A 20,392-nucleotide genomic window follows, 5' to 3' on the forward strand; every position below is an offset into this window, starting at 1 on the left:
GCCCCGGGATGGATCTCCCGGGGCGCCGGGGCCCTTCGTCGTCCGTCGCCCGCCATCTCCGTTCGTGTCCGTTTCGATGCCCGAGTCTGTTTACTTCGGGGAAAGGCGGGCGTAGTCTGCAAGAGAAACCACAGGTTCGGGCATGGAACGGATGCAAAACCACATGTACGCACCCGAGCGACAGCAAGAGATCCTCCGGCTCGCCCGCGAGAGCGGACGCGTCGACGTCCTCTCCCTCGCCGAAGAGTTCCAGGTCACCGCCGAGACCGTACGGCGCGACCTCAAGGCCCTCGACCGGGCCGGACTCGTACGCCGGGTGCACGGCGGCGCGATACCGGCCGGGCGGCTCGACTTCGAGCCCGATCTCGCCGAGCGCGAGGCGACCGCCGCCGACGAGAAGGGCCGGATCGTCCGGGCCGCCCTCGCCGAGCTCCCCGAGGAGGGCAGCGTCGTGCTCGACGCGGGCACCACCGTCGCCCGCCTCGCCGCCGGGTTCCCCCTCGAATGCGGACTGACCGTCGTCACCCACGCCCTGCCCGTCGCCGCCCGGCTCGCCGACCACCCCGGCATCGACCTCCACCTCGTGGGCGGCCGGGTCCGGCACCGTACCCGAGCCGCCGTCGACGCCTGGGCGCTGCGGGCCTACGGCGAGATCCGCGCCGACGTCGCCTTCCTCGGCGCCAACGGCTACTCGCCCGAGCACGGGCTCACCACCCCCGACCTCGCCGAGGCCGCCGTCAAGCGGGCCGTGATCGCCTCCGCCCGCCGGGTCGTGCTCCTCGCCGACTCCGCCAAGCACGGCGAGGAGCACTTCGCCCGCTTCGGCGCCCTCACCGACGTCGACCTGCTCATCACCGACAGCGGGCTCAGCCCCGAGGACGCCGCGGCGATCGAGGCCGCGGGAACGGAAGTCGTACGCACATGATCCTCACCGTCACCCCCAACCCCTCCCTCGACCGGACGTACGAGGTCCCGGCCCTGGAGCGCGGCGAGGTGCTGCGGGCCTCCGCCGAGCGGATGGACCCCGGCGGCAAGGGCGTCAACGTCTCGCGGGCCGTCGCCGCCGCCGGCCGCCGCACCGTGGCCGTCGTCCCGCTCGGCGGGGCGCCCGGCGCGCTCGTCGCCCAACTCCTCGCCGACCAGGGGATCGAGGTCGCACCCGTACCGGTGGCCGGCCACACCCGCTCGAACATCGCCATCGCGGAACCGGACGGCACGCTGACGAAGGTCAACGCGCCGGGCCCGCGGCTCACTTCGGAGGAGTCCGAGACGATCCTCGCCACGGTCGGGGCCTACTCCCCGGCGGCGGACTGGATCGCCTGCTGCGGCAGCCTGCCTCGCGGCCTCGCGCCCGAGTGGTACGCCGAACTGGTCACCCGTGCCCACGGCGCCGGCGCCCGGATCGCCCTGGACACCTCGGGCCCCTCCCTGCTCGCCGCCCTCGCGGCCCGGCCGGACGTCGTCAAGCCGAACGCCGACGAACTGGCCCAGGCGGTCGGCCGGCCCCTGGCGACCGTCGGCGACGCCCTGAAGGCGGCGGAGGAGCTGCGCCAGCGCGGGGCGGGCGCCGTGCTCGCCAGCCTGGGCGCGGACGGCCAGCTGCTGGTCACCGCGGACGGCACCTGGTTCGGGGCGGCGGAGGTCGACGCCGTCCGCTCCAACGTGGGCGCGGGGGACGCGTCCCTGGCCGGATTCCTCGCGGCGGGCGGCGAAGGCCCCGACGCACTGGCGGCGGCGGTCGCGCACGGCGCGGCGGCGGTCCAGCTGCCGGGCAGCGAGATGCCCACGCCGGCCGATCTGAACCCGGCGGCGGTCACCGTGACCGCCGACGTACCTCTCGACCGAGAACTCAGCGAGCAAGGGAGCCCGCGATGAGCCAGATGATCACCGCGGACCTGGTCGATCTCGACCTGTCCGCCGGAACGAAGGAAGCGGCGGCCCGCTCGCTCGCGGAGCGCATGGTCGCGCTCGGCCGGGTGACGGACCTCGACGGCTTCCTGGCGGACGTCGCCGCCCGCGAGGCCCAGATGCCGACCGGCCTCGACGGCGGCATCGGCATCCCGCACTGCCGCAGCGCGCACGTCACGGCGCCCACGCTCGCCTTCGGCCGCTCACCCTCCGGCATCGACTTCGGCGCCCCGGACGGCCCGGCCGACCTGATCTTCCTGATCGCGGCCCCCGCAGGAGCGGACGACGCCCACCTGACGATCCTGTCCTCCCTGGCCCGCCAACTGATGAACGAGGAGTTCACGACGGCCCTGAGGTCGGCGACCTCGCCCCAGGGGGCGGCCGCGCTGATCGCGGGGGAGGAGGCGACGTCGCCGGAGTCGGAGCCGGCGGAGACCGCCGCGGCGGCGCCCGCCGCCCCGGCGGCCGCCCCTGTCGCAGGCTTCCGGGTCGTCGCCGTCACTTCCTGCCCCACGGGCATCGCCCACACCTACATGGCCGCCGAGGCGCTCGAAAAGGCCGGTGAGGCGGCCGGAGTCGAGGTCGTCGTCGAGACGCAGGGGTCCGCGGGGTTCACCCGGCTCGACCCGGCGGTCGTCGCCGCCGCCGACGGCGTGATCTTCGCGCACGACGTGCCCGTACGGGAGAAGGAACGGTTCGCCGGAAAGCCGACCGTCGACGTGGGCGTCAAGGCGGGCATCAACCGGTCCGCCGAGCTGATCGCCGAGGTCCGCCGCAAGGCCGAACGCGGCGAGGTCACCGCCCCCGACGCCGGGAGGCCGACCCCGGTCGAGAGCGCGGGCGAGCCCGAGGAGGGCTACGGCACCAAGCTCCGTAAGTGGCTCATGTCCGGCGTGAGTTACATGGTCCCGTTCGTCGCCGCCGGCGGTCTCCTGATCGCCCTCGGCTTCGCCATCGGCGGCTACGACATCGACAAGGCCCCCTCCGTCGCCGAGCACTTCGCCTGGGGCCAGGCCGACAGCTGGGCCGCGCTGCTGTTCCAGATCGGCGGCCTCGCGTTCGCCTTCCTCGTCCCGGTCCTCGCCGGTTACATCGCGTACGGCATGGCCGACCGGCCAGGCCTCGTACCCGGCTTCGTCGGCGGTTCGATCGCCCTCACCATCGACGCGGGCTTCCTCGGCGGCCTGGCCGCGGGTCTGATCGCGGGCGGGACGGTCCTCGCCATCCAGAAGGTGAAGGTGCCCGCGGCTCTGCGGGGGATCATGCCGGTGGTGGTGATCCCGCTGCTCGCGTCGATCGTCGTCGGCTTCCTGATGTTCCTGGTGATCGGCAAGCCGATCGCGAGCCTCCAGAGCGCCCTGACCGACTGGCTCTCCAGCCTCTCCGGCGCCAACGCGATCATCCTCGGCGTGATCCTCGGCCTGATGATGTGCTTCGACCTCGGCGGCCCGGTCAACAAGGTCGCGTACGCCTTCGCGGTCGGCGGTCTCGCCACCCCGAACGAGGGCTCCCTGAAGGTGATGGCCGCCGTGATGGCCGCGGGCATGGTGCCGCCGCTCGCGATGGCACTGGCCACGACCGTGCGCGGCAAGCTCTTCACCAAGACCGAGCGGGAGAACGGCAAGGCGGCCTGGGTGCTCGGCGCCTCCTTCATCAGCGAGGGCGCGATCCCGTTCGCCGCGGCCGACCCGCTGCGGGTCATCCCGGCGGCGATGGCCGGCGGAGCGGTCACCGGCGCCCTGTCGATGGCCTTCGAATGCACCCTGCGGGCCCCGCACGGCGGCATCTTCGTGGTCCCGCTGATCGGCAACCCGCTGCTCTACCTGGTCGCGATCGTCGCGGGCACGCTCGTCAGCGCCGCGCTCGTCATCCTCCTCAAGGGCGCGCGGAAGCCGGCCCCGGAGGTGGTGGCGGCCGGGGAACGGCCTGAGGCCGCCGAGGCGAAGGTGACCGTGGCGGCCTGACCGGTCCCGAGACGGCCCCGAGGGGCGGTGCGTGGCGAGCGCACCGCCCCTCGGGTGTGTCCGGTACGCCGGTCAGGAGCGGTTCACGACCCCTGGATGGACCATGCCGCGCGCGAACCTGGTGGTGGGTTGCGCCGCCGGTAGCGGCGTCTGCTGGAACCAGCCCTCGTCCCAGACGAAGTTGTTGCCGTTGACGTCACCGTGGGTCTGCCACACCTGCCCGTTCACCGTGAGCACCTTGATGTACGCGTCGTCGCCCTGCGCCTCGATGCCGACGGCGCACACCCCCGGGGGATAGTTGGGGTTGGCGGCGTCCATGCCGACGGTGGTGGGGTTGGTGAGGTCCCTCCAGACGATGGTTCCGCCGAGTGAGGGAGCCCGGCCGGCGAACACCTTGCCGTTGCTGAGCACGGCTTGGAAGTCCTCGGTGCCGGAGGGGGCGTAGATGTCGATGTCGGCACAGGGCCCGGTGGGTCCGGTCGAGCCGGTGGCTCCGGTCGACCCCGTGGCCCCCGTGTCGCCCTTCGGGCCCTGGGGGCCCGTGGGGCCGATGTCGCCCGTGGCGCCGGTGTCGCCCTTGGGGCCCTCCGGGCCGGGGGGACCCGGTGGGCCTGTCGGGCCCTCAGGGCAGTGCTCCGGGCCGCCCCAGGCCGGTGGCATCGAGCGGAACTGGCTCGGGGCACCGCCCCACAGCCGGCCGATCTCTTGGTCCAGGAACTGCTGGACGTCGCCCGGCACCCCCCGCATCGGCAGTCCGCCGTGACCGGGTGGCGGTCCCTGGTACTCGCGCGGCGGCGGGCCACCCTCCTCGCGCGGCGGCGGTCCACCGTTCTCGTGGTGCGGCGGGGGCGGTCCACCGTTCTCGTGGTGCGGCGGGGGCGGCCCACCGTTCTCGTGGTGCGGCGGCTCCTCGCAGTCGTCGCCCGTGGCCCCGTCGACGTACGGGTACATCTCCCGTACGTCGATCGGAGCACCCTCCGTGCCCACGTTCCGTACGTCACCGACCGCCGGAGTCGCGAGCCCCGTGAGCACCAGCGCGACGGAGGCGAGGGCGCTGCCGCCCAGCCATGCGCGCCGACGGGGAAGCGGTCCCAGCGAGGACCTGGTCCTGGAATCAGGACTCATGCACTGCTCCTTCTTCAACCGGATCGGGTGTGCTGTCACGGAAGCCCTCAGGGCCTCCCATACGATCATCGGATCGCGGTCGCGAAGTCTTGACGGCTCCGGCGCGCTCTCAACGCCATGGCCTATCGGTGAGATCCCAATGGACGCGTACGCGATAGCGAACTCCTGGGCGCCCGTCGGCGTGCCTTCCCGCCGCGCCCCAAGCCCCTGCGTACGGTCGCTGCCCGACCGACCCCCGGAAGCGGTGTTGCCGTGAAGCCGTCCTTCTGCTTGTGCATGATCGTCAAGAACGAGTCACGCGTCATCGAACGGTGCCTCGCCTCCGTCCGTGACCTGGTGGACACCTGGGTCATCTCCGACACCGGCTCGACCGACGGCACCCAGGAGCTGATCCGCAAGGCGCTCGACGGCATCCCCGGCGAGCTCCACGAGGAGCCGTGGGTGAACTTCGGGCACAACCGGAGCCTGAACATCTCCCATGCGCGAGGCCGCGCCGACTATCTCCTGCTCCTCGACGCCGACCTCGTCCTGCGCCAGGACGGCCCTCTGCCCCCGCTGACCGCCGACGCCTACATGCTGCGCCACGAGGGCGTGGTCGAGTACCGCATCAAGCGCCTGGTCAGGGGCGACCTGCCGTGGCGGTACGAAGGCGTCACCCATGAGTACCTCACCGCCGACCAGGACCACGTCCAGGAGAACCTCGACGCGCTCGTCATCGAGGACCACGCCGACGGGGGCTCCCGCCACGACAAGTTCGAACGCGACGCCCGGCTCCTGACCGCCGAATTCGAACGCGACCCCACCAACGTCCGTACGGTCTTCTACCTCGCCCAGACCATGCGCGACCTGGGCCGCACCGCCGAGGCGATCGCGCTCTACGAGCGCCGGGCGGCCATGGGCGGCTGGGTGGAGGAGGTGTACTACGCGCTGCTCCAGGCAGGGGTCCTGCGGGCCGAGTCCGGCGACTGGCCCTCGGCGATGGACACCCTCTCGCGCGCCTGGGACGCGCGGCCTCAGCGGCTCGAAGCCTGCTACGAACTGGCCTCGCGGCTACGGCTGATGGGCCGCCACCACTCCGCGCACGCGGTCGTCTCCGCCGTCGTCGACCGGGAGCCGCCGGACGATCTGCTCTTCATCCAGCCGTGGGTCTACCGGTGGGGGCTGCTCTTCGAGTACTCGATCACCTCGTACTGGGTGGGCGACCACGCCGCCTCCCTCGCGGCCTGCGACCGGCTCCTCGCCCTGCCGGACCTGCCGGAGGTCTACCGGCGACAGACGCACGCCAACCGTGAGTTCGCGCTCCGCAAGCTCGTGCCGGCCCCGCACGCGGCGGGTGCGGAGCCGACCCCGAGCCTCTGACCGACCGACCGACCGACCGACCGCCCGACCGACCGACCGAGCCGCCCGCCCGCCCGACCGCCCGAGCCGGCCGCCCGACCGAGCCGCCCGAGCCGACCGGCCGATCGCTAGCGCACGCGCGCGCGGTGTTCCATCGCCTCGCGGGCCGTGTGCTCGTCGCCGTACACCTCGCACATGTGGCGGCCGTCCGGGGTCGCCGTGTGCTCCACCTCCCACAGGCTCAGTTCGCTGCCGTCGAGCAGCAGGAACGCGTGCTCGTAGAGCGTGAATCCGGCGTCCCGGCCGCCCTCCGCCGTGCGCAGCCGACCGAAGGCCTGGGTGATGTGGTGGGCGTACGCCATCCGGAGCCGGCGCGCCGTCTCCTCGCCGGGCCGGTCCGGGTTCTCCGCGCGGCGCAGGACCCGGCGGGCGTGGTCCGGGGAGTTGTCCGGGACGTACATCCGGGGCTGCTTCGGTATCGGGCGCGACAGCAGCGCGCTCAGCAGCTCCAGGTCGCTGTCCTCGTCGAAGTCCAGGCCGGCGGAGCGCTCCACCCCCCAGCCCGGGGAGAAGCGGGTCGGCAGTCGGGACGCTGCGAGCCGGGCCTCCGCCTCGTCCGCGTACAGCTCGTGCTGCTCGGCGCCGTCCCGGCCGGAGTTGTGCACGAGCTCCCACAGTCCGAGCGCCGTGCCGTCGGCGAGCAGATAGGTGTGGCGGTACGTCGTGCGGTGCAGCGAGGCGCTGTGGTGCGAGGAGTGCAGCGAGCTGGAGTGGGCGAACGCCGTCTCCAGGCGTTCGATCGTGCTGTCGGGGAGGTCGAAGGAGTTGAGCGCCCGGCCGAGGAGCCGCGCGAGGTGCGTCTCGGTCGTCTCGTAGGGATCGTGATGATCCTGCGGATCGTTCAAGGGGGTCTCCAGGCCGTCGCCGCATGTCACTTGGTGCTTGCTAAACGTAGTCCCTGGGTCTGACATCGTGTCCGGGTTCGGCAAAACGAGGGGGGCGCGCGGAAAGTTCCCCCGCGCCGGCCGCTCAAGCCGTCAACTCCCCTTGTTGGACGGCGAGTCGACAGTGCGGTCGGGTCCGTACAGCTCGCGGTGCGCCGGGAACTCTCCGCCGGGCCCGGCGACCCCCTCGGCGACGTCCCGGACCGCCCGCGCGATCGCCCGCGTCACCACGTCCGCGCCCGCCGCGAGGACGGCGTTGAGGGCGAGCGGCCCGGCCTCGGCAGGCAGTGGGCGGTCGCCGGTCGCGAGGGCGAAGACGGTGTCCCCGTCGTTGAGGAGGTGCACCGGACGGACGGCGCGCGCGATGCCGTCGTGCGCCGTGCCCGCCAACTTCTGCGCCTGCGCCCGGGTCAGGTCGGCGTCCGTCGCCACGACCGCGAGGGTGGTGTTGAGGGGCGGCGGGGTGCTCCGGGCGCGAGCCTCGGCGAGGCGTCGCCGTGCGGCCTCCTGTACGGCCGGTTCCGGACAGGCGGGACGACGGCCCTGGAACAGCTCCCCGTACAGCACCCCCGTCTCCGGGTCGACCGCCGAGCCGACCGCGTTGACGACGACGAGCGCGCCGACCGTGATCCCCGACTCCAGGACCGTGCTCGCCGTCCCGACGCCGCCCTTGAGCCCGCCGACCACGGCGCCGGTGCCCGCGCCGACCGCGCCCGTCTCCACGCGCGCGTGGAGCTCCGTCGCCGCCGCGGCCTCCACGGCGGCCCGCCCGGTGGCCGCGTCGGGCCGCGCGGAGAAGTCGCCGCCCCGGCCCAGGTCGAAGACGCAGGCGGCGGGGACCACCGGGACCACGTGCGTGGGCTCGGGCCCGACCCGTACCCCTCGGCCGCGCTCCTCCAGCCAGGCCATCACCCCGCCGGCCGCGTCGAGCCCGTACGCGCTGCCGCCGGTCAGGACCACGGCCTCGATCCGCTGGACGAGGTTACGGGGGTCCAGCGCGTCGGTCTCCCGGGTGCCGGGACCGCCGCCGCGCACGTCCACGGCCGCCACCGCCCCGCCCTCCGGGGCGAGGACGACCGTGGTCCCGCTCAGGGCCCCCGGACCCTCCACGCGCGCGTGGCCGACCCGCAGCCCGGCCACGTCCGTGATTGCGTCATGGTTCGTCATGGTCATGGTCCCTGCGTACCACGGGAGTTCGGTCAGTGCCCGGGGCTCGCGCCGCGAGTGAGGGGGTTGCGCGAGGCCAGCGTCACGCCGACCGCCACGGTCGCCGCCGCGACGAGGCCTGCCGCCAGGACCGCCCAGCGGCCGGCGAACGTACACATCAGGATCGCCAGACTCGCGACGGGCAGCACGAGCTGCTGTGCGATGCCGACCTTGAAGTAGCGGGCGTGCAGCAGCCACACGCAGAGCAGGAAGACGGCGGCGGGGATCGTCACCGCCGAGGAGGCGGCGAGGGTGGAGAGGTGCGCCTTGCCCACGGCCTGCTCGACGGCGACCTCGATCCCGGCGCCGATGGCGGCGGCCGAGGCGAAGATCAGGTAGTGGCCGTATCCCCAGAGGAAGCCCTGCCGGTTGGAGGCGAGGCGGACGTGGGCCGGGGCGGCGAAGTAGATCCACCAGGCGGCGTAGACGAGCAGCAGACCGCCGGCCGCGATCGGGAGCAGCTCGTCGAGGGCGTCGTACTCCGTGACCCCCGACTTCACGGCGATCGTGGCCGCGAAGATCGTCTCGCCGAGCACGATGATGGTGAACAGGCCGTAGCGCTCGGCGATGTGGTGCGGGTGCCAGTGGGTGGTGACGTCCTTCTCCGCGAACGCGGGAACCGCCAGCTCGGCGACGATCCCGGCGAGGAAGACCCACGTGCGGGCGGATTCGGGCGCCCAGAGCAAGGCGGTCCAGCCGATCTGGACGAGGAGCACGCCGCCCGCGTACCGGCGGCACATCGTGCGCTCGGCGGGGTCGGTGGCGTGGTGCGCGGCGCGCAGCCACTGGGAGGCGAGGGCGATCCGCATCACGACGTAGCCGAGCACGGTGACGAGGAAGTCGTCCTCGAAGACGCGGGAGACGCCGGCGGCGAGGATGAGGACGCCGGCGATCTGGACGAGTGTGACGACGCGGTAGAGGACGTCGTCGTTGTCGTACGCGGAGGCGAACCAGGTGAAGTTCATCCAGGCCCACCAGATCGCGAAGAAGACCATCGCGTAGTGGGCGATCCCGTCGGCGGCGTGGTGCTCGGCGATCGCGTGCACGAGCTCGGCACCGGCCTGGGAGACGGCGACGACGAAGCAGAGATCGAAGAAGAGCTCAAGCGGCGTGGCGGCCCGATGTGCCTCGTCACGAGACCGCGCGATGAGCGGCAGGAACGGTTGCGTCATGCGCCCCAGAACACCAGAACGCCCGCCTCACCGGGTGCTTTGGCGCGCGGTACCGCTGCCCGAGCGGTCCGTACGGCCCGAGGCCGACGGGACCTCCGCCCGCACGGGTCGCGACCATGGCCTCTCACGTGCCCCTGACGCGCGGGCGCACGGTGGAGAAGCAAGGAACGTCAACGTCCTCAACCGGGATGTGCTGAAGGACGCCATGGAGCACCCCGAGAACCATCCGCAGCTGACCATCCGGGTCTCCGGATACGCGGTCAACTTCGTCCGGCTCACCCGCGAGCAGCAGCTCGACGTCCTCAACCGCACCTTCCACGGCCGGCTGTAGACGCCCGGCGCCGCGTGCCCCGTGCGCGCGGCGCCCCGCTTCCCCTTCAGAACGGAGAGGCCTGCCATGACCACGACGACCACGCCCCCCGTCACGACTCCCACCACGACACCGGCGGCCGCCATGACCGGCCGTGCCTCCGAGGGCTCGGTCCACTCCTGGGACCTGTCGACCGGCGTCGACGGCCCCGGCACCCGCTTCGTCACCTTCCTCTCCGGCTGCCCGCTGACCTGTCTCTACTGCCACAACCCCGACACCTGGCGGGTGCGCGACGGCGCCCGCACCTCCGCCGACGCCGTGATCGCCGAAGCCGGGAAGTACACCCGCTTCATCGCCGCCTCCGGCGGCGGGGCCACCGTCTCCGGCGGCGAACCCCTTCTCCAGCCCGTCTTCACCGGCGAGCTGCTCCACCGGATGAAGCACGAGCTCGGCCTCCACACCGCCCTCGACACCTCCGGCTTCCTGGGCGCCCGCGCCACCGACGCCCTGCTGCGCGACACCGACCTCGTCCTGCTCGACATCAAGTCCTGGGACCCGGACACGTACAGGAAGGTCACCGGCCGGCCGCTGCGGCCGACCCTGGACTTCGCCCGCCGCCTCGCCGACCTCGGCCAGGAGGTCCACGTCCGCTTCGTGCTCGTCCCGGGCCTCACCGACGCCCCCGACAACATCGAGGGAGTCGCCGCCTTCGCCGCCGGCCTGGGCAATGTCTCGCGCGTCGACATCCTCCCCTTCCACAAGCTCGGCGAAGCGAAGTGGCAAGCACTCGCCAAGCCCTTCACCCTCCACGACACCCCCGCCCCGACCCCGGACGAGGTCGTCCGCGTCCGGGCCGTCTTCCGCTCGCACGGCCTCGACGCCGTCTGAGCGACACGCTCACCCACCCGCCCCGCAGGAAATGCCCAAATGGGGCATACCGTCCTACCGTGTGCGCGTGACCGAGCCACCGCAGGGCCCCTCGCCCGTCGCCCAGACACCCCCCGACGTGCGCCGCCAGCCCCCGGTAGACGGCCGGCACCAGACCCCCGCCGACGTGCGCCGCCGTGCCGCGCTCGCCGGAACCGCCGTCTCCGTCCTGCTGATCGTCGCGATCGTCCTCGGCAGCCGGCTCCTGCGCGACTTCGACTCGGCGCTCCTCCCGTACGCCGTCGCCACCGTCTTCCTCGCCTTCGGCGTCGCCTACCGCTACACCGTGTGGATCTCGGCCCCCGGCGCCCGCCGCCTCTTCAAGCAGGGCCGGCGCTCCTTCTTCTCGGCCGCCAACTTCCGCAAGGCGCCCACCGCGCTGCCGAGGATGATCGCCACCTATCTCGGCTTCCAGAAGTTCCTCGGCGCCCGCTCCCACGCCCGATGGGCCGCCCACCAGCTGATCTTCTGGGGCTGCGTCCTGGCCGCCCTGATCACCTTTCCGCTCACCTGGGGCTGGTTCACCTTCACCTCGGCCACCGGCTCCGGGCCGGGCTACGAGATGCGGATCTGGGGTTTCAAGGTCCTCGGCTTCGACTCCCTGAACATCGTCGGCTGGCTGATGTTCCACGGCCTCGACGTCGCCGCCGTCCTCGTCATCCCCGGTGCCTCGTACTTCCTGTGGCGCCGGATGAAGGACCGCGGCGCGATCACCGGACAGCGGTTCGCCTACGACCTGGTGCCCCTGATCGCCCTCATCGTCATCTCCGTGACCGGGCTCCTGCTCACCTTCTCGTCGATCTTCCTGCACGGCGGTGGCTACGAGTTCCTGGCGATCCTGCACATGGTCTCGGTGGTCTTCACGCTCATCTACATCCCGTTCGGGAAGTTCTTCCACATCGTGCAGCGGCCCGCCGCCGTCGGCATGCAGCTCTTCAAGTACACCTCCCGCCGCAAGGACGGCGACGAGGCCCTCGCCTGCCGCCGCTGCCAGGAGCCCATCGACACCGCCCCCTACGTCGAGAACCTCCAGGGCACCATGCGCGACCTCGACCTCGGCTTCCCCGAAGGGCCCGAGTACTGCCCCCGCTGCAAGCGCGTCATGCGCGGCAACGCCTACCTGACCCACGTCAAGAAGGGCTTCAAGTGACCCAGCAGCACGTGGGCCGGCAGGACCCCGTCCCGCTCGACCCCTCGATCGCCCCGCGCGGCACCCGCAACTTCCGCGACGCCGGAGGCATCCCCGCCGACCGCTGGCGCGCCGACCAGACCGGCGAGACGCTCGTCCCCACCCACTGCTGCTTCTGCGGCGTCCAGTGCGGCATGTACCTGCGCGTCGACCGCGCGGGCAAGGTCTTCGGGGTCGAACCCCGCAACCACGACATCAACCGGATGCGGCTCTGCCCCAAGGGCATCAACGCCTACCAGCAGGTCAACCACCCCGACCGGCTCACCGCCCCGCTCATGCGCCGCGATCGCGACGAGGAGTTCCGGGAGGTCAGCTGGGAGGAGGCGCTCGACTTCACCGTCGCCGAGATCCGCCGCATCCAAGGCGAGTACGGCAACGACTCCTTCGGCCTGCTCGGCGGAGCCAGCCTCTTCTCCGAGAAGACGTATCTCGTCGGCAAGTTCGCCCGCGTCGCCCTGAGGTCCCGGCACGTCGACTACAACGGGCGCCTGTGCATGGTCTCCGCCGCCGGCGCCAACAAGCTGGCCTTCGGCATCGACCGGGCCGGCAACCCGTTCTCCGACATCCTCCTCACCGACTGCCTCCTCATCGCCGGCTCCAACGTCGGCGAGTGCTTTCCCGTGATGACCCAGTACCTCTGGGGAGCCCGGGACCGCGGCGCCACCCTGATCGTCGTCGACCCCCGCGAGACGGCCATCGCCCGCACCGCCGACCTCCACGTCGCCCTCAAGCCCGGCACCGACTCCGCGTTCTTCAACGCCGTCCTGAACGTGATCGTCGCCGAGGGCCTCACCGACGAGGCCTACCTCGCCGCCCACGCCACCGGCTGGGAGGAGGTCAGGCGGACCGTGGAGGCCTACCCGCCCTCCCGCGCCGCCCAGATCTGCGGCGTCCCCGAGGAACAGATCGTCCGCACCGCCCGGATGTTCGCCGGCGCCGACAGGGCCATGGCCTGGCACGCCCGCGGCGTCGAACACCACTCCCAGGGCGTCGAGAACTGCCTGACGATCATCAACCTCTGCACCGCCACCGGCAACATCGGCAAGCCCGGCGCCGGCTACGGCACCATCACCGGCCAGGGCAACGGCCAGGGCGGCCGGGAACACGGCCAGAAGTCCGACCTGCTGCCCGGCGGCCGCTCGATCTCCAACCCCGAGCACCGCCGCCAGATCTGCGAGATCTGGGGCATCGACGAGTCCGAACTCCCGCCCGCCGGCACCTCCATGATGGAGATGGTCTGGCAGATGCAGCGCGAGGAGATCCGGGGCCTGATCGGCATCTGCAACAACCCGTTCGTCTCCCTCCCCCACTACGCGACCGTCAAGAACGGCTACGACACCCTCCAGTTCCACGCCCAGTTCGACTTCTTCCTCTCCGAGACGGCCGCCAACGCGCACGTCGTCTTCCCCGTCACCGTCTGGGCCGAGGACGAGGGCGTCATGGCCAACGCCGAGGCTCGCGTCGTCAAGCACAACAAGGCCCAGGAACCACCGGCCGGCGTCCGCACCGACACCTGGGTGATCTGCGAACTCGCCAGGCGCCTCGGAGCCGGGGACAAGTTCGACTTCCCCGACTCCCGCTCCGTGTTCGAGGAGCTGCGCACCGCGTCGTCCGGAACGGTCAACGACTACTACGGCATCACCTACGAACGCCTGGAGGAGACCGGCGGCATCGCCTGGCCCTGCCCCAGCACCGACCACCCGGGCACCCCCCGCCTCTTCGAGGACGGGAAGACCTACCACCCGGACGGCAGGATCCACCTGCAGGTCGTCGAGTGGCACCCGCCCATGGACCCGTACAGCGAGGAGTACCCCCTCTCGCTCACCACCGGCCGCACCGTCGCCCACTTCCTCTCCGGCAACCAGACCCGCCGCCTGGGCGCCCTCGTCGAACAGACCCCGCGCCCCTGGGTCGAGGTCCACCCCTCGCACGGCTTCCGCAACGGCGAGCCCGTCCGCGTCGTCACCCGCCGGGGCAGCGAGGTCTTCCCCGCCCTCGTCACCGAGGCGATCCGGCCCGACACCGTCTTCGTGCCGTACCACTGGCCGGCCCCCACCGCCGCCAACGGCCTCACCATCGACGCCCTCGACCCCCGCTCCAAGATCCCCGAGTACAAGGTCTGCGCGGCCCGCATCGAGGCCGCCGAGTCGATCGACGAGGTCCCCGCCCCACCGACGGCCCCCGGGCAGCTCGCCTACCCGGAGACCCAGGCCTCCCGTACCGACCCCCTGCCACCCACGTCCCCGCAGGGCCGTGGCACCGCGGAGAGGAGCTGACGCCGCTCATGATGGGCCGCACGATCTTCATCGACCCCGGGCGCTGCATCGGCTGCCAGGCGTGCGTCTCGGCCTGCCGCGAGTGCGACTCGCACCGCGGCAAGTCGATGATCCACCTCGACTACCCCGACGAGGGCCACTCCGTCGCCTCCCTCCCCACGGTCTGCATGCACTGCGAGGACCCGGTCGCCCCCTGCGCCGAGGTCTGCCCCGCCGACGCCATCCTCGTCACCGCCGACGGCGTCGTGCAGCAGGCCGACACGACCCGCTGCATCGGCTGCGCCAACTGCGTCAACGCCTGCCCCTTCGGCGTCCCGAAGATCGACCTCCAGGCGAAGCTGCAGATGAAGTGCAACCTCTGCTACGACCGCACCGCCTACGGACTCGCCCCGATGTGCGCCACCGTCTGCCCCACCGGCGCCCTCTTCTACGGCACCCTCGAAGAGCTCCAGGCCGAGCGCCCCGGCGTCCAGGTCGCCGACTCCTTCACCTTCGGCACGACCACCGTCTCCACCGGGGTCGCCATGGTCGTCCCCGCCGACAAGGTCCAGTGGCCGGTCCCCGGCGGCCTGCCCGTCGTGGAGATCAACGGAGTGGATGTCCGATGAGCGTCACCGAACAGCCACCCGCCGACGGGCCGGGCGCGGCGGACGCCGCCCAGGAGGCGCTGCACGACCGCATCGCCGCCGACTCGCTCACCACCCGGCGCGACTACCTGCGGATCGTCGCCACCGTCTCCGGCGGCCTGGCCATCGGCGGGATCGGCGTCGCCTCCGGCATCCTGCACCGCCACGGGGACGCCGACGGCACACCCGAGCCGAAGAAGATCGCCGACCAGCTGCTGCCCGGCGAGTCCCTGGCCTTCCGCTACCCCGAGCAGGAGGACCGGGCGGTCGCCGTCCGCCTGGAGGACGGCACCCTCGCCGGCTACTCCGCCGTCTGCACCCACCTCGCCTGCGCCGTCCTCTGGCGCAGGGACCGGGGCAGCGAGGGCGAGCTGTACTGCCCCTGCCACGAAGGAGTCTTCGACGCCCGTACGGGAGAGGTGACCGCGGGCCCGCCGCCCCGGGCGCTGCCCAAGGTGCTCCTGGTGGAGGAGGCCGACGGCAGCGTCTGGGCCGTCGGCACGACCCGGTCCGGCGAGAGCGTCCAGGAAGGCCTGTGCCGCCAGCTCGCCGAGGACCGGCCCGGCCTGGCGGAGCGCCTCGGCTGCCCGGGGGTCTCGGCACGGGGAGCGGCCACGAGGAGCGAGCGCACATGAGCGACACCCCTTTCCCCCGCGACCCCGAGGCCCCCGCCCGCACCCCCGCCGAGGGCTCCGGAACCCCCGCCGAGGGCTCCGGCACCGGCCCCGCGTATCCGCCGTCCCCGGCCTACACCCCGGGGAGCGCGCAGCCGCGCCTGAACCGCCCCGTCCACGAGCGCTACCCGCAGATCCGCCCCACCAGCGGCTACGGCGACCCCCGGGTCCGCCACACCGGCCCGGGCCCCGGCGCCGGTACGGAGCAGGAGCCCGAGCGCTCCTCGAAACTGAGCGCGCGCCTGGCCCTGGCCCTCACGGTCGTCATCGGCCAGCTGTGGGGGCTGACGATCGTGGTCGACGAATGGATGGCGGGCGACACCGGCACGGCCTGGTGGGGTGCCGGCTTCCTCGTCCTGTCGTTCCTCGTCGTACTCGGGCTCTGGCTGCTCGACTCGAAGGACCGCTGAGCGGGGCGGTTCACGGCCGGGATACCGGCGTACGCTGAAGACATGAGCACCGCCCCCGCCCACGGTCCGCGAGAAGTGAAGCAGTCCGGCGAACAGTCAAACCCCGAGAACACCACCAAGCCGAAGCTGATCTTCGATGATCCACTGGACCAGCAGTCCGCGGACGATACGGACCGCGGGTGGGGCGAGCGGCCTCCGGGCGGCAGCGACAGCTCCGCCGATCTAGCGCGCTTCCTCGAAGAGAAGCCGCCGCACCACCTCTGATGCCGGTGCGAGTCGCCGGCTAGGGGGTGGGGTGCGTCCCCGTACCCGAGCCGGTGCCCGTACCCGAGCCGGAGCCCATACCCGTACCCGTACCGCCGCCCGTGCCGGATCCCGTGTCCGTACCGCCGCCGTTGGGGCCGCGCTGGGCGACCAGGAGATCGCGGATCTCCTTGAGGACCTCCAGCTCGCTGATCTCCATCGTCTCCTGGACGCCTTCCTTCGCCTTGTCGTGCGCCGCCCGCCTGGCCAGGTACTTCGCCATGGGCAGCACCATCAGGAAGTAGACGACGGCGGCCGTGATCAGGAAGCTGAGGACGGCGCTGAGCACCAGTCCCCACATGATCGGGATGCCCGAGACCACGTTCCCCGCGTCGTCGACGCGGCACGGGCCCTTCAGGCAGGACCGGTAGCTCTCCAGGTCCTTCGTGCCGAACGCGCCGACCAGCGGGTTGATGACGCCCTTCACCACGGAGTTCACGATGTTGGTGAACGCGGCACCGATGACGACCGCGACCGCCAGGTCGATCACATTGCCGCGCATGAGGAAGGCCTTGAAGCCTGCCATCACGCTTTCCTTCTTCGGGCTCACCCGGTTGCCTTTCGTCGCGTGTGCATGGACGTGTGCGGTTAGCCCAGCCATTAGGCCGCGCAGGGCGCGGGGACGTCCAATCCGTACACACGGAACGGTTACTTGGCAGGCAGGCCGTGCGAATCAACACAACGTCACCGCCAGTCGGGACGTGACACCCGCACCCGCCAGAGCCGTCGCCGTCGGCCGTGGAACGGACAGGACGACGAGCGCTCCGCCGTCCGGACGAGTCTCGCCCGTGCGCGGAACGTCGGCCACTCGGGCGCCCGTCGCGACGACTCGGGCCTCACCGGCCTCGCCCATCGGCGAGTTGGGCGCGGCGATCACGTCGACCCGGTCCCCGGGCCGCAGCAGCCGCACGGTCGCCGCGTCGGCGATCCGTACCGGAGCCGACACCAGCCGCACCGCGGGCGCCTTCCGCTGATCCGGCGTCACCGCCCCGGTCCGTGGCGGGCCGGCCGAGACCTCGCCCCCACCCGCCACGGCCAGCGCGGCCGCGCTCATCACGAGGATCGCCGCCGGCGCACGCCCCCTGCGCCGCAAGGCCCGTCGCCACCGCTGCCGCCCGCCCCCCACCCTGAGCGGCTCGAACGGTGGGACACCGAGCGTCGCGGGAACGGAAAGGGACGAAGTGCCGGGGGAGTGAGAGGTCGTCATCGCGGACACCACCTGTCGGGAGTCGAGTCGGTCGTACCGTCCTCCGGCCGTCCGGAGAACCGCTCCCACCATCCCGGCTCGGCGAAAATCCCGCTCCCGCCTGTGGATCAACGGCCGTCTGTGGACAACTCCCTCACTCCCCAGGGGGATTCACAGCGGACGTCCAGCGGGATTCACAGCGGAAGCGGGAACCCGGCCGATCCGGCGTCCGGCCCGGCGAATCCCCGCCGCCGTCACGGCAGCTCGATCCCCAGATCCCAGCCGTCGTGCGCATGCGTGCACAGGCAGTCCCGGTCCGCCGTGTCCGGCAGCGCGCCCACCGCGTCGAAGAGCACTTCCCGCAGCCGCCCCACGTTCGCGCCGAACACCCGCAGGACCTCGGTGTGCGAGACCCCCTCGCCCGTCTCCGCGCCCGCGTCCAGGTCCGTGACCAGGGCGAGCGACGTGTAGCAGAGCCCCAGTTCGCGGGCGAGGACCGCCTCCGGGTGCCCGGTCATGCCGACCACCGACCAGCCGGCCGCGGCGTGCCAGCGGGACTCCGCGCGCGTGGAGAACCGCGGACCCTCGATGACGACCATGGTGCCGCCGTCCACGGGATCCCAGCCCTTTCCCCGGGCCGCCTTCACCGCGACCCGTCGTCCGTCGGGGCAGTACGGGTCGGCGAAGGTGGTGTGCACGACGTTCGGCACCGCCCCGCCCCAGGCCTCCGGGAGCGGCTCCCCGTCGAAGTACGTCTGCGCGCGCGCCTTCGTGCGGTCGACCAGCTGGTCCGGTACGACGAGGGTCCCGGGCCCGTACTCCTCGCGCAGGCCGCCGACGGCGCAGGGACCGAGCACCTGTCGTACGCCCACCGATCGCAGCGCCCACAGGTTGGCGCGGTAGTTGATCCGATGCGGCGGCAGCGTGTGGCTCCGGCCGTGCCGGGGCAGGAAGGCGACCCTCCGCCCCGCTACCTCGCCGAGCATGAGCACGTCGCTGGGGCTGCCGTACGGGGTGTCCACGGCCACCTCCTCCACGTCCTCCAGGAAGGAGTAGAAGCCCGATCCGCCGATCACACCGATGTCCGCGTACGCGTGGGTCGTCTTGGTCGCCATGCCGGTCACATTAACGGCCCACGACATGCCGGAAGCCCTACCGCGCACAGCGGTAGGGCTTCCGTAAGAACTTCGATCAGGCCGCGGAGGTGGTGGAGCTCGAAGTCGACGAGGTGGTCGAGTTCGACGAAGCGGCCGGCTTCGCGTCCGAGGACGACGAGGACGAGGTCGACGACGTGGAAGAAGCCGTGGAGGGCTTCGACGCGGGCGAGCTGGAGCTCGACGAGCCGCGGCTGTCGTTCCGGTAGAAGCCGGAACCCTTGAAGACGATGCCGACCGCCGAGAACACCTTCTTCAGGCGTCCCTTGCAGCTCGGGCACTCGGTCAGCGCGTCATCGGTGAACTTCTGCACCGCCTCGAGGCCCTCGCCGCACTCGGTGCACTGGTACTGGTAGGTCGGCACTTGTCTTCCTCCTGGCACTCACACTCATCGAGTGCTAACGACGATCCATAGTGACGTATTCCGCCGGTTCAGTCCACCGTCACCGGCACTCGGTGACCGATACCACGTGCCGCGACCCGCCCGGGAGCCCGGGGGCTCAGCCGCGAGCGCAGCGCCAGGAGGGTGGCGAGCGCGAGCGCCGTGCCCACCAGCGGCACCAGGAAGCCGGTGCTCGCGCCGTGCTCGTCCGCGAGGCGGCCGGCGACCGTCACGGCCGCCGCCTGGCCCAGCGCCACGGCGCCGGTGAGCCAGGTGAAGGCCTCGGTCCGGGCGGAGGCCGGGACCAGGGTCTCGACGATGGTGTAGCCGGTGATCAGGGCCGGGGCGATGCACAGGCCGACGATCAGGCCGAGGGCGGCGAGCAGCAGGACGGAGTGCGCGGACCAGAGCAGCGAGGCGGCCACGGTCAGTCCGGCGTAGCCCAGGATCAGGCGCTTGCGCGGGCCGATCTTCCAGGCGATGGCGCCGCACGCGATGCCCGCGAGCATGTTGCCCGCGGCGAAGATCCCGTACAGCAGACCGTTGGCGCCGGGGTTGCCGATCTCCTCGCTGAACGCGGTCAGCGAGACCTGCATGCCGCCGAAGACCGAGCCGATGCCCAGGAAGGCGACGGCCAGGACGCGGACGCCGGGGATGGAGAGCGCGGAGGCGTGCGGCTCGGCGGAGGCCGCGGCGACGAGGCCGTGGACGGGCTGGGTGCGCCGCTGGGCGGCGAAGAACAGGCCGCCGAAGAGCGTGAGCGCCGCCTCGGCGATCAGGCCGGCCGCCGGGTGCACACCGGTGCACAGCGCGGTGGCGAGCACGGGGCCGACGACGAAGGTGAACTCGTCGGTGACGGACTCGAAGGCCGCGGCCGTCGGCATCAGCGGGGAGTTCTCCAGCTTCGCCGCCCAGCGGGCGCGGACCATCGGCCCGATCTGCGGGACGGAGGCACCGGCCGGTACGGCCGCGAGGAACAGGGCCCACATCGGGGCGCCCGTCAGCGCGAGCACCACCAGCAGGGAGACGGCGGCGGCGTGGATGAGCACGCCGGGGACCAGGACGGCACGCTGGCCGAAGCGGTCGGCGAGCTTGCCGCTCTGCGGGGCGAAGAGCGCCATCGAGACGCCGGTCGCGGCGGCGACGGCGCCGGCGCTGCCGTAGGAGCCGGTGGTGTGCTGGACGAGCAGGACGATGCCGATCGTCAGCATCGCGAACGGCTGCCGGGCGGCGAAGCCGGGCAGCAGGAAGGACAGGGCTCCGGGGGTACGAAGGAGCTGTCCGTATCCGGCGCGCTT

21 protein-coding genes are annotated in these 20,392 nt (G+C 72.2%); 12 read left to right on the plus strand and 9 right to left on the minus strand.

The features are described from left to right. The first annotated feature begins 163 nt into the window (after positions 1-163). Genes ACWF79_RS13595 through ACWF79_RS13605 form a run of 3 tightly spaced genes read left to right on the plus strand, consistent with a single transcriptional unit; the run spans position 164 to position 3,872 of the window. Entirely contained in the window at positions 164-925 is a 762-nt protein-coding gene (locus tag ACWF79_RS13595; protein ID WP_453728413.1) for a DeoR/GlpR family DNA-binding transcription regulator, read from the plus strand. Beyond that, on the plus strand, positions 922-1,875 hold the full coding sequence (pfkB, locus tag ACWF79_RS13600) for a 1-phosphofructokinase (RefSeq protein ID WP_453728257.1): 954 nt from the start codon (positions 922-924) through the stop codon (positions 1,873-1,875). The genes ACWF79_RS13595 and pfkB overlap by 4 nt, the downstream gene beginning before the upstream one ends. After that, complete coding sequence (locus ACWF79_RS13605; protein WP_453728258.1) at positions 1,872-3,872, plus strand: PTS fructose transporter subunit IIABC; 2,001 nt, start codon at positions 1,872-1,874, stop codon at positions 3,870-3,872. The genes pfkB and ACWF79_RS13605 overlap by 4 nt, the downstream gene beginning before the upstream one ends. A 72-nt stretch (positions 3,873-3,944) precedes the next feature. Here the strand turns inward: ACWF79_RS13605 and ACWF79_RS13610 are convergent, their stop codons facing one another. Next, entirely contained in the window at positions 3,945-4,997 is a 1,053-nt protein-coding gene (locus tag ACWF79_RS13610; RefSeq protein ID WP_453728259.1) for a hypothetical protein, read from the minus strand. Between the two features lie 276 nt (positions 4,998-5,273). Between ACWF79_RS13610 and ACWF79_RS13615 the strand changes: the two genes are divergently transcribed. Next, positions 5,274-6,356, plus strand: a complete 1,083-nt coding sequence (locus ACWF79_RS13615; RefSeq protein ID WP_453728260.1) for a glycosyltransferase — start codon at positions 5,274-5,276, stop codon at positions 6,354-6,356. 107 nt (positions 6,357-6,463) lie between these two features. On the opposite strand, the gene ACWF79_RS13620 is transcribed toward ACWF79_RS13615, so the two are convergent. The 3 genes from ACWF79_RS13620 to ACWF79_RS13630 all read right to left on the minus strand — a co-directional run bounded on the left by ACWF79_RS13620 (position 6,464) and on the right by ACWF79_RS13630 (position 9,657). Continuing rightward, positions 6,464-7,240, minus strand: coding sequence for a DUF6227 family protein (locus ACWF79_RS13620; RefSeq protein ID WP_453728261.1), 777 nt, complete (start codon positions 7,238-7,240; stop codon positions 6,464-6,466). A 132-nt stretch (positions 7,241-7,372) separates the two neighbouring features. Next, entirely contained in the window at positions 7,373-8,446 is a 1,074-nt protein-coding gene (locus ACWF79_RS13625; protein ID WP_453728414.1) for a P1 family peptidase, read from the minus strand. A gap of 32 nt (positions 8,447-8,478) precedes the next feature. Next, positions 8,479-9,657 (minus strand): low temperature requirement protein A, encoded by a 1,179-nt coding sequence (locus ACWF79_RS13630; RefSeq protein ID WP_453728262.1) that lies wholly within the window; start codon positions 9,655-9,657, stop codon positions 8,479-8,481. A 34-nt stretch (positions 9,658-9,691) separates the two neighbouring features. Here ACWF79_RS13630 and ACWF79_RS13635 point away from each other — a divergent pair, with 34 nt between their 5' ends. From ACWF79_RS13635 to ACWF79_RS13670, 8 genes are all read left to right on the plus strand, one after another. Beyond that, a complete protein-coding gene (locus ACWF79_RS13635) occupies positions 9,692-9,988 on the plus strand; it encodes a glycine radical domain-containing protein (protein WP_453728263.1) in 297 nt (98 codons plus the stop codon). Positions 9,989-10,054: 66 nt separating this feature from the next. Further along, entirely contained in the window at positions 10,055-10,855 is an 801-nt protein-coding gene (pflA, locus tag ACWF79_RS13640; RefSeq protein ID WP_453728264.1) for a pyruvate formate-lyase-activating protein, read from the plus strand. A gap of 67 nt (positions 10,856-10,922) precedes the next feature. Continuing rightward, positions 10,923-12,044, plus strand: coding sequence for an MFS transporter (locus ACWF79_RS13645; RefSeq protein ID WP_453728265.1), 1,122 nt, complete (start codon positions 10,923-10,925; stop codon positions 12,042-12,044). Beyond that, positions 12,041-14,359, plus strand: a complete 2,319-nt coding sequence (locus ACWF79_RS13650; protein WP_453728266.1) for a molybdopterin oxidoreductase family protein — start codon at positions 12,041-12,043, stop codon at positions 14,357-14,359. Before ACWF79_RS13645 ends, ACWF79_RS13650 begins: the two co-directional genes overlap by 4 nt. A gap of 8 nt (positions 14,360-14,367) precedes the next feature. Continuing rightward, positions 14,368-14,967, plus strand: coding sequence for a 4Fe-4S dicluster domain-containing protein (locus ACWF79_RS13655; protein ID WP_384515446.1), 600 nt, complete (start codon positions 14,368-14,370; stop codon positions 14,965-14,967). Continuing rightward, complete coding sequence (locus tag ACWF79_RS13660; RefSeq protein WP_453728267.1) at positions 14,964-15,620, plus strand: Rieske (2Fe-2S) protein; 657 nt, start codon at positions 14,964-14,966, stop codon at positions 15,618-15,620. The genes ACWF79_RS13655 and ACWF79_RS13660 overlap by 4 nt, the downstream gene beginning before the upstream one ends. Then, complete coding sequence (locus ACWF79_RS13665) at positions 15,617-16,069, plus strand: hypothetical protein (RefSeq protein WP_453728268.1); 453 nt, start codon at positions 15,617-15,619, stop codon at positions 16,067-16,069. Before ACWF79_RS13660 ends, ACWF79_RS13665 begins: the two co-directional genes overlap by 4 nt. A gap of 42 nt (positions 16,070-16,111) precedes the next feature. Next, a complete protein-coding gene (locus tag ACWF79_RS13670; protein WP_453728269.1) occupies positions 16,112-16,333 on the plus strand; it encodes a hypothetical protein in 222 nt (73 codons plus the stop codon). A gap of 19 nt (positions 16,334-16,352) precedes the next feature. Here the strand turns inward: ACWF79_RS13670 and mscL are convergent, their stop codons facing one another. From mscL to ACWF79_RS13695, 5 genes are all read right to left on the minus strand, one after another. Next, positions 16,353-16,922 (minus strand): large conductance mechanosensitive channel protein MscL, encoded by a 570-nt coding sequence (gene mscL, locus ACWF79_RS13675; RefSeq protein WP_453728270.1) that lies wholly within the window; start codon positions 16,920-16,922, stop codon positions 16,353-16,355. 123 nt (positions 16,923-17,045) lie between these two features. Beyond that, on the minus strand, positions 17,046-17,426 hold the full coding sequence (locus ACWF79_RS13680) for a hypothetical protein (RefSeq protein ID WP_453728271.1): 381 nt from the start codon (positions 17,424-17,426) through the stop codon (positions 17,046-17,048). Positions 17,427-17,812: 386 nt separating this feature from the next. After that, positions 17,813-18,673 carry an S-methyl-5'-thioadenosine phosphorylase gene (locus ACWF79_RS13685; RefSeq protein WP_453728272.1) on the minus strand — a complete coding sequence of 287 codons (861 nt, stop codon included), beginning with the start codon at positions 18,671-18,673 and terminating at the stop codon, positions 17,813-17,815. Positions 18,674-18,749: 76 nt separating this feature from the next. Further along, positions 18,750-19,076 (minus strand): FmdB family zinc ribbon protein, encoded by a 327-nt coding sequence (locus ACWF79_RS13690; protein WP_453728273.1) that lies wholly within the window; start codon positions 19,074-19,076, stop codon positions 18,750-18,752. Between the two features lie 68 nt (positions 19,077-19,144). Then, positions 19,145-20,350 (minus strand): MFS transporter, encoded by a 1,206-nt coding sequence (locus ACWF79_RS13695; RefSeq protein WP_453728415.1) that lies wholly within the window; start codon positions 20,348-20,350, stop codon positions 19,145-19,147. Positions 20,351-20,392 lie beyond the last annotated feature (42 nt).

Source organism: Streptomyces sp. NPDC054975 (assembly GCF_053609105.1).

Coding starts and splice junctions, on each gene's coding strand:
- ACWF79_RS13595 (WP_453728413.1), top strand. CDS start 164: ATGTACGCACCCGAGCGACAGCAAGAGATCCTCCGGCTCGCCCGCGAG.
- pfkB (WP_453728257.1), top strand. CDS start 922: ATGATCCTCACCGTCACCCCCAACCCCTCCCTCGACCGGACGTACGAG.
- ACWF79_RS13605 (WP_453728258.1), top strand. CDS start 1,872: ATGAGCCAGATGATCACCGCGGACCTGGTCGATCTCGACCTGTCCGCC.
- ACWF79_RS13610 (WP_453728259.1), bottom strand. CDS start 4,997: ATGAGTCCTGATTCCAGGACCAGGTCCTCGCTGGGACCGCTTCCCCGT.
- ACWF79_RS13615 (WP_453728260.1), top strand. CDS start 5,274: ATGATCGTCAAGAACGAGTCACGCGTCATCGAACGGTGCCTCGCCTCC.
- ACWF79_RS13625 (WP_453728414.1), bottom strand. CDS start 8,446: ATGACGAACCATGACGCAATCACGGACGTGGCCGGGCTGCGGGTCGGC.
- ACWF79_RS13630 (WP_453728262.1), bottom strand. CDS start 9,657: ATGACGCAACCGTTCCTGCCGCTCATCGCGCGGTCTCGTGACGAGGCA.
- pflA (WP_453728264.1), top strand. CDS start 10,055: ATGACCACGACGACCACGCCCCCCGTCACGACTCCCACCACGACACCG.
- ACWF79_RS13655 (WP_384515446.1), top strand. CDS start 14,368: ATGATGGGCCGCACGATCTTCATCGACCCCGGGCGCTGCATCGGCTGC.
- ACWF79_RS13660 (WP_453728267.1), top strand. CDS start 14,964: ATGAGCGTCACCGAACAGCCACCCGCCGACGGGCCGGGCGCGGCGGAC.
- ACWF79_RS13665 (WP_453728268.1), top strand. CDS start 15,617: ATGAGCGACACCCCTTTCCCCCGCGACCCCGAGGCCCCCGCCCGCACC.
- ACWF79_RS13670 (WP_453728269.1), top strand. CDS start 16,112: ATGAGCACCGCCCCCGCCCACGGTCCGCGAGAAGTGAAGCAGTCCGGC.
- ACWF79_RS13680 (WP_453728271.1), bottom strand. CDS start 17,426: ATGAGCGCGGCCGCGCTGGCCGTGGCGGGTGGGGGCGAGGTCTCGGCC.
- ACWF79_RS13685 (WP_453728272.1), bottom strand. CDS start 18,673: ATGGCGACCAAGACGACCCACGCGTACGCGGACATCGGTGTGATCGGC.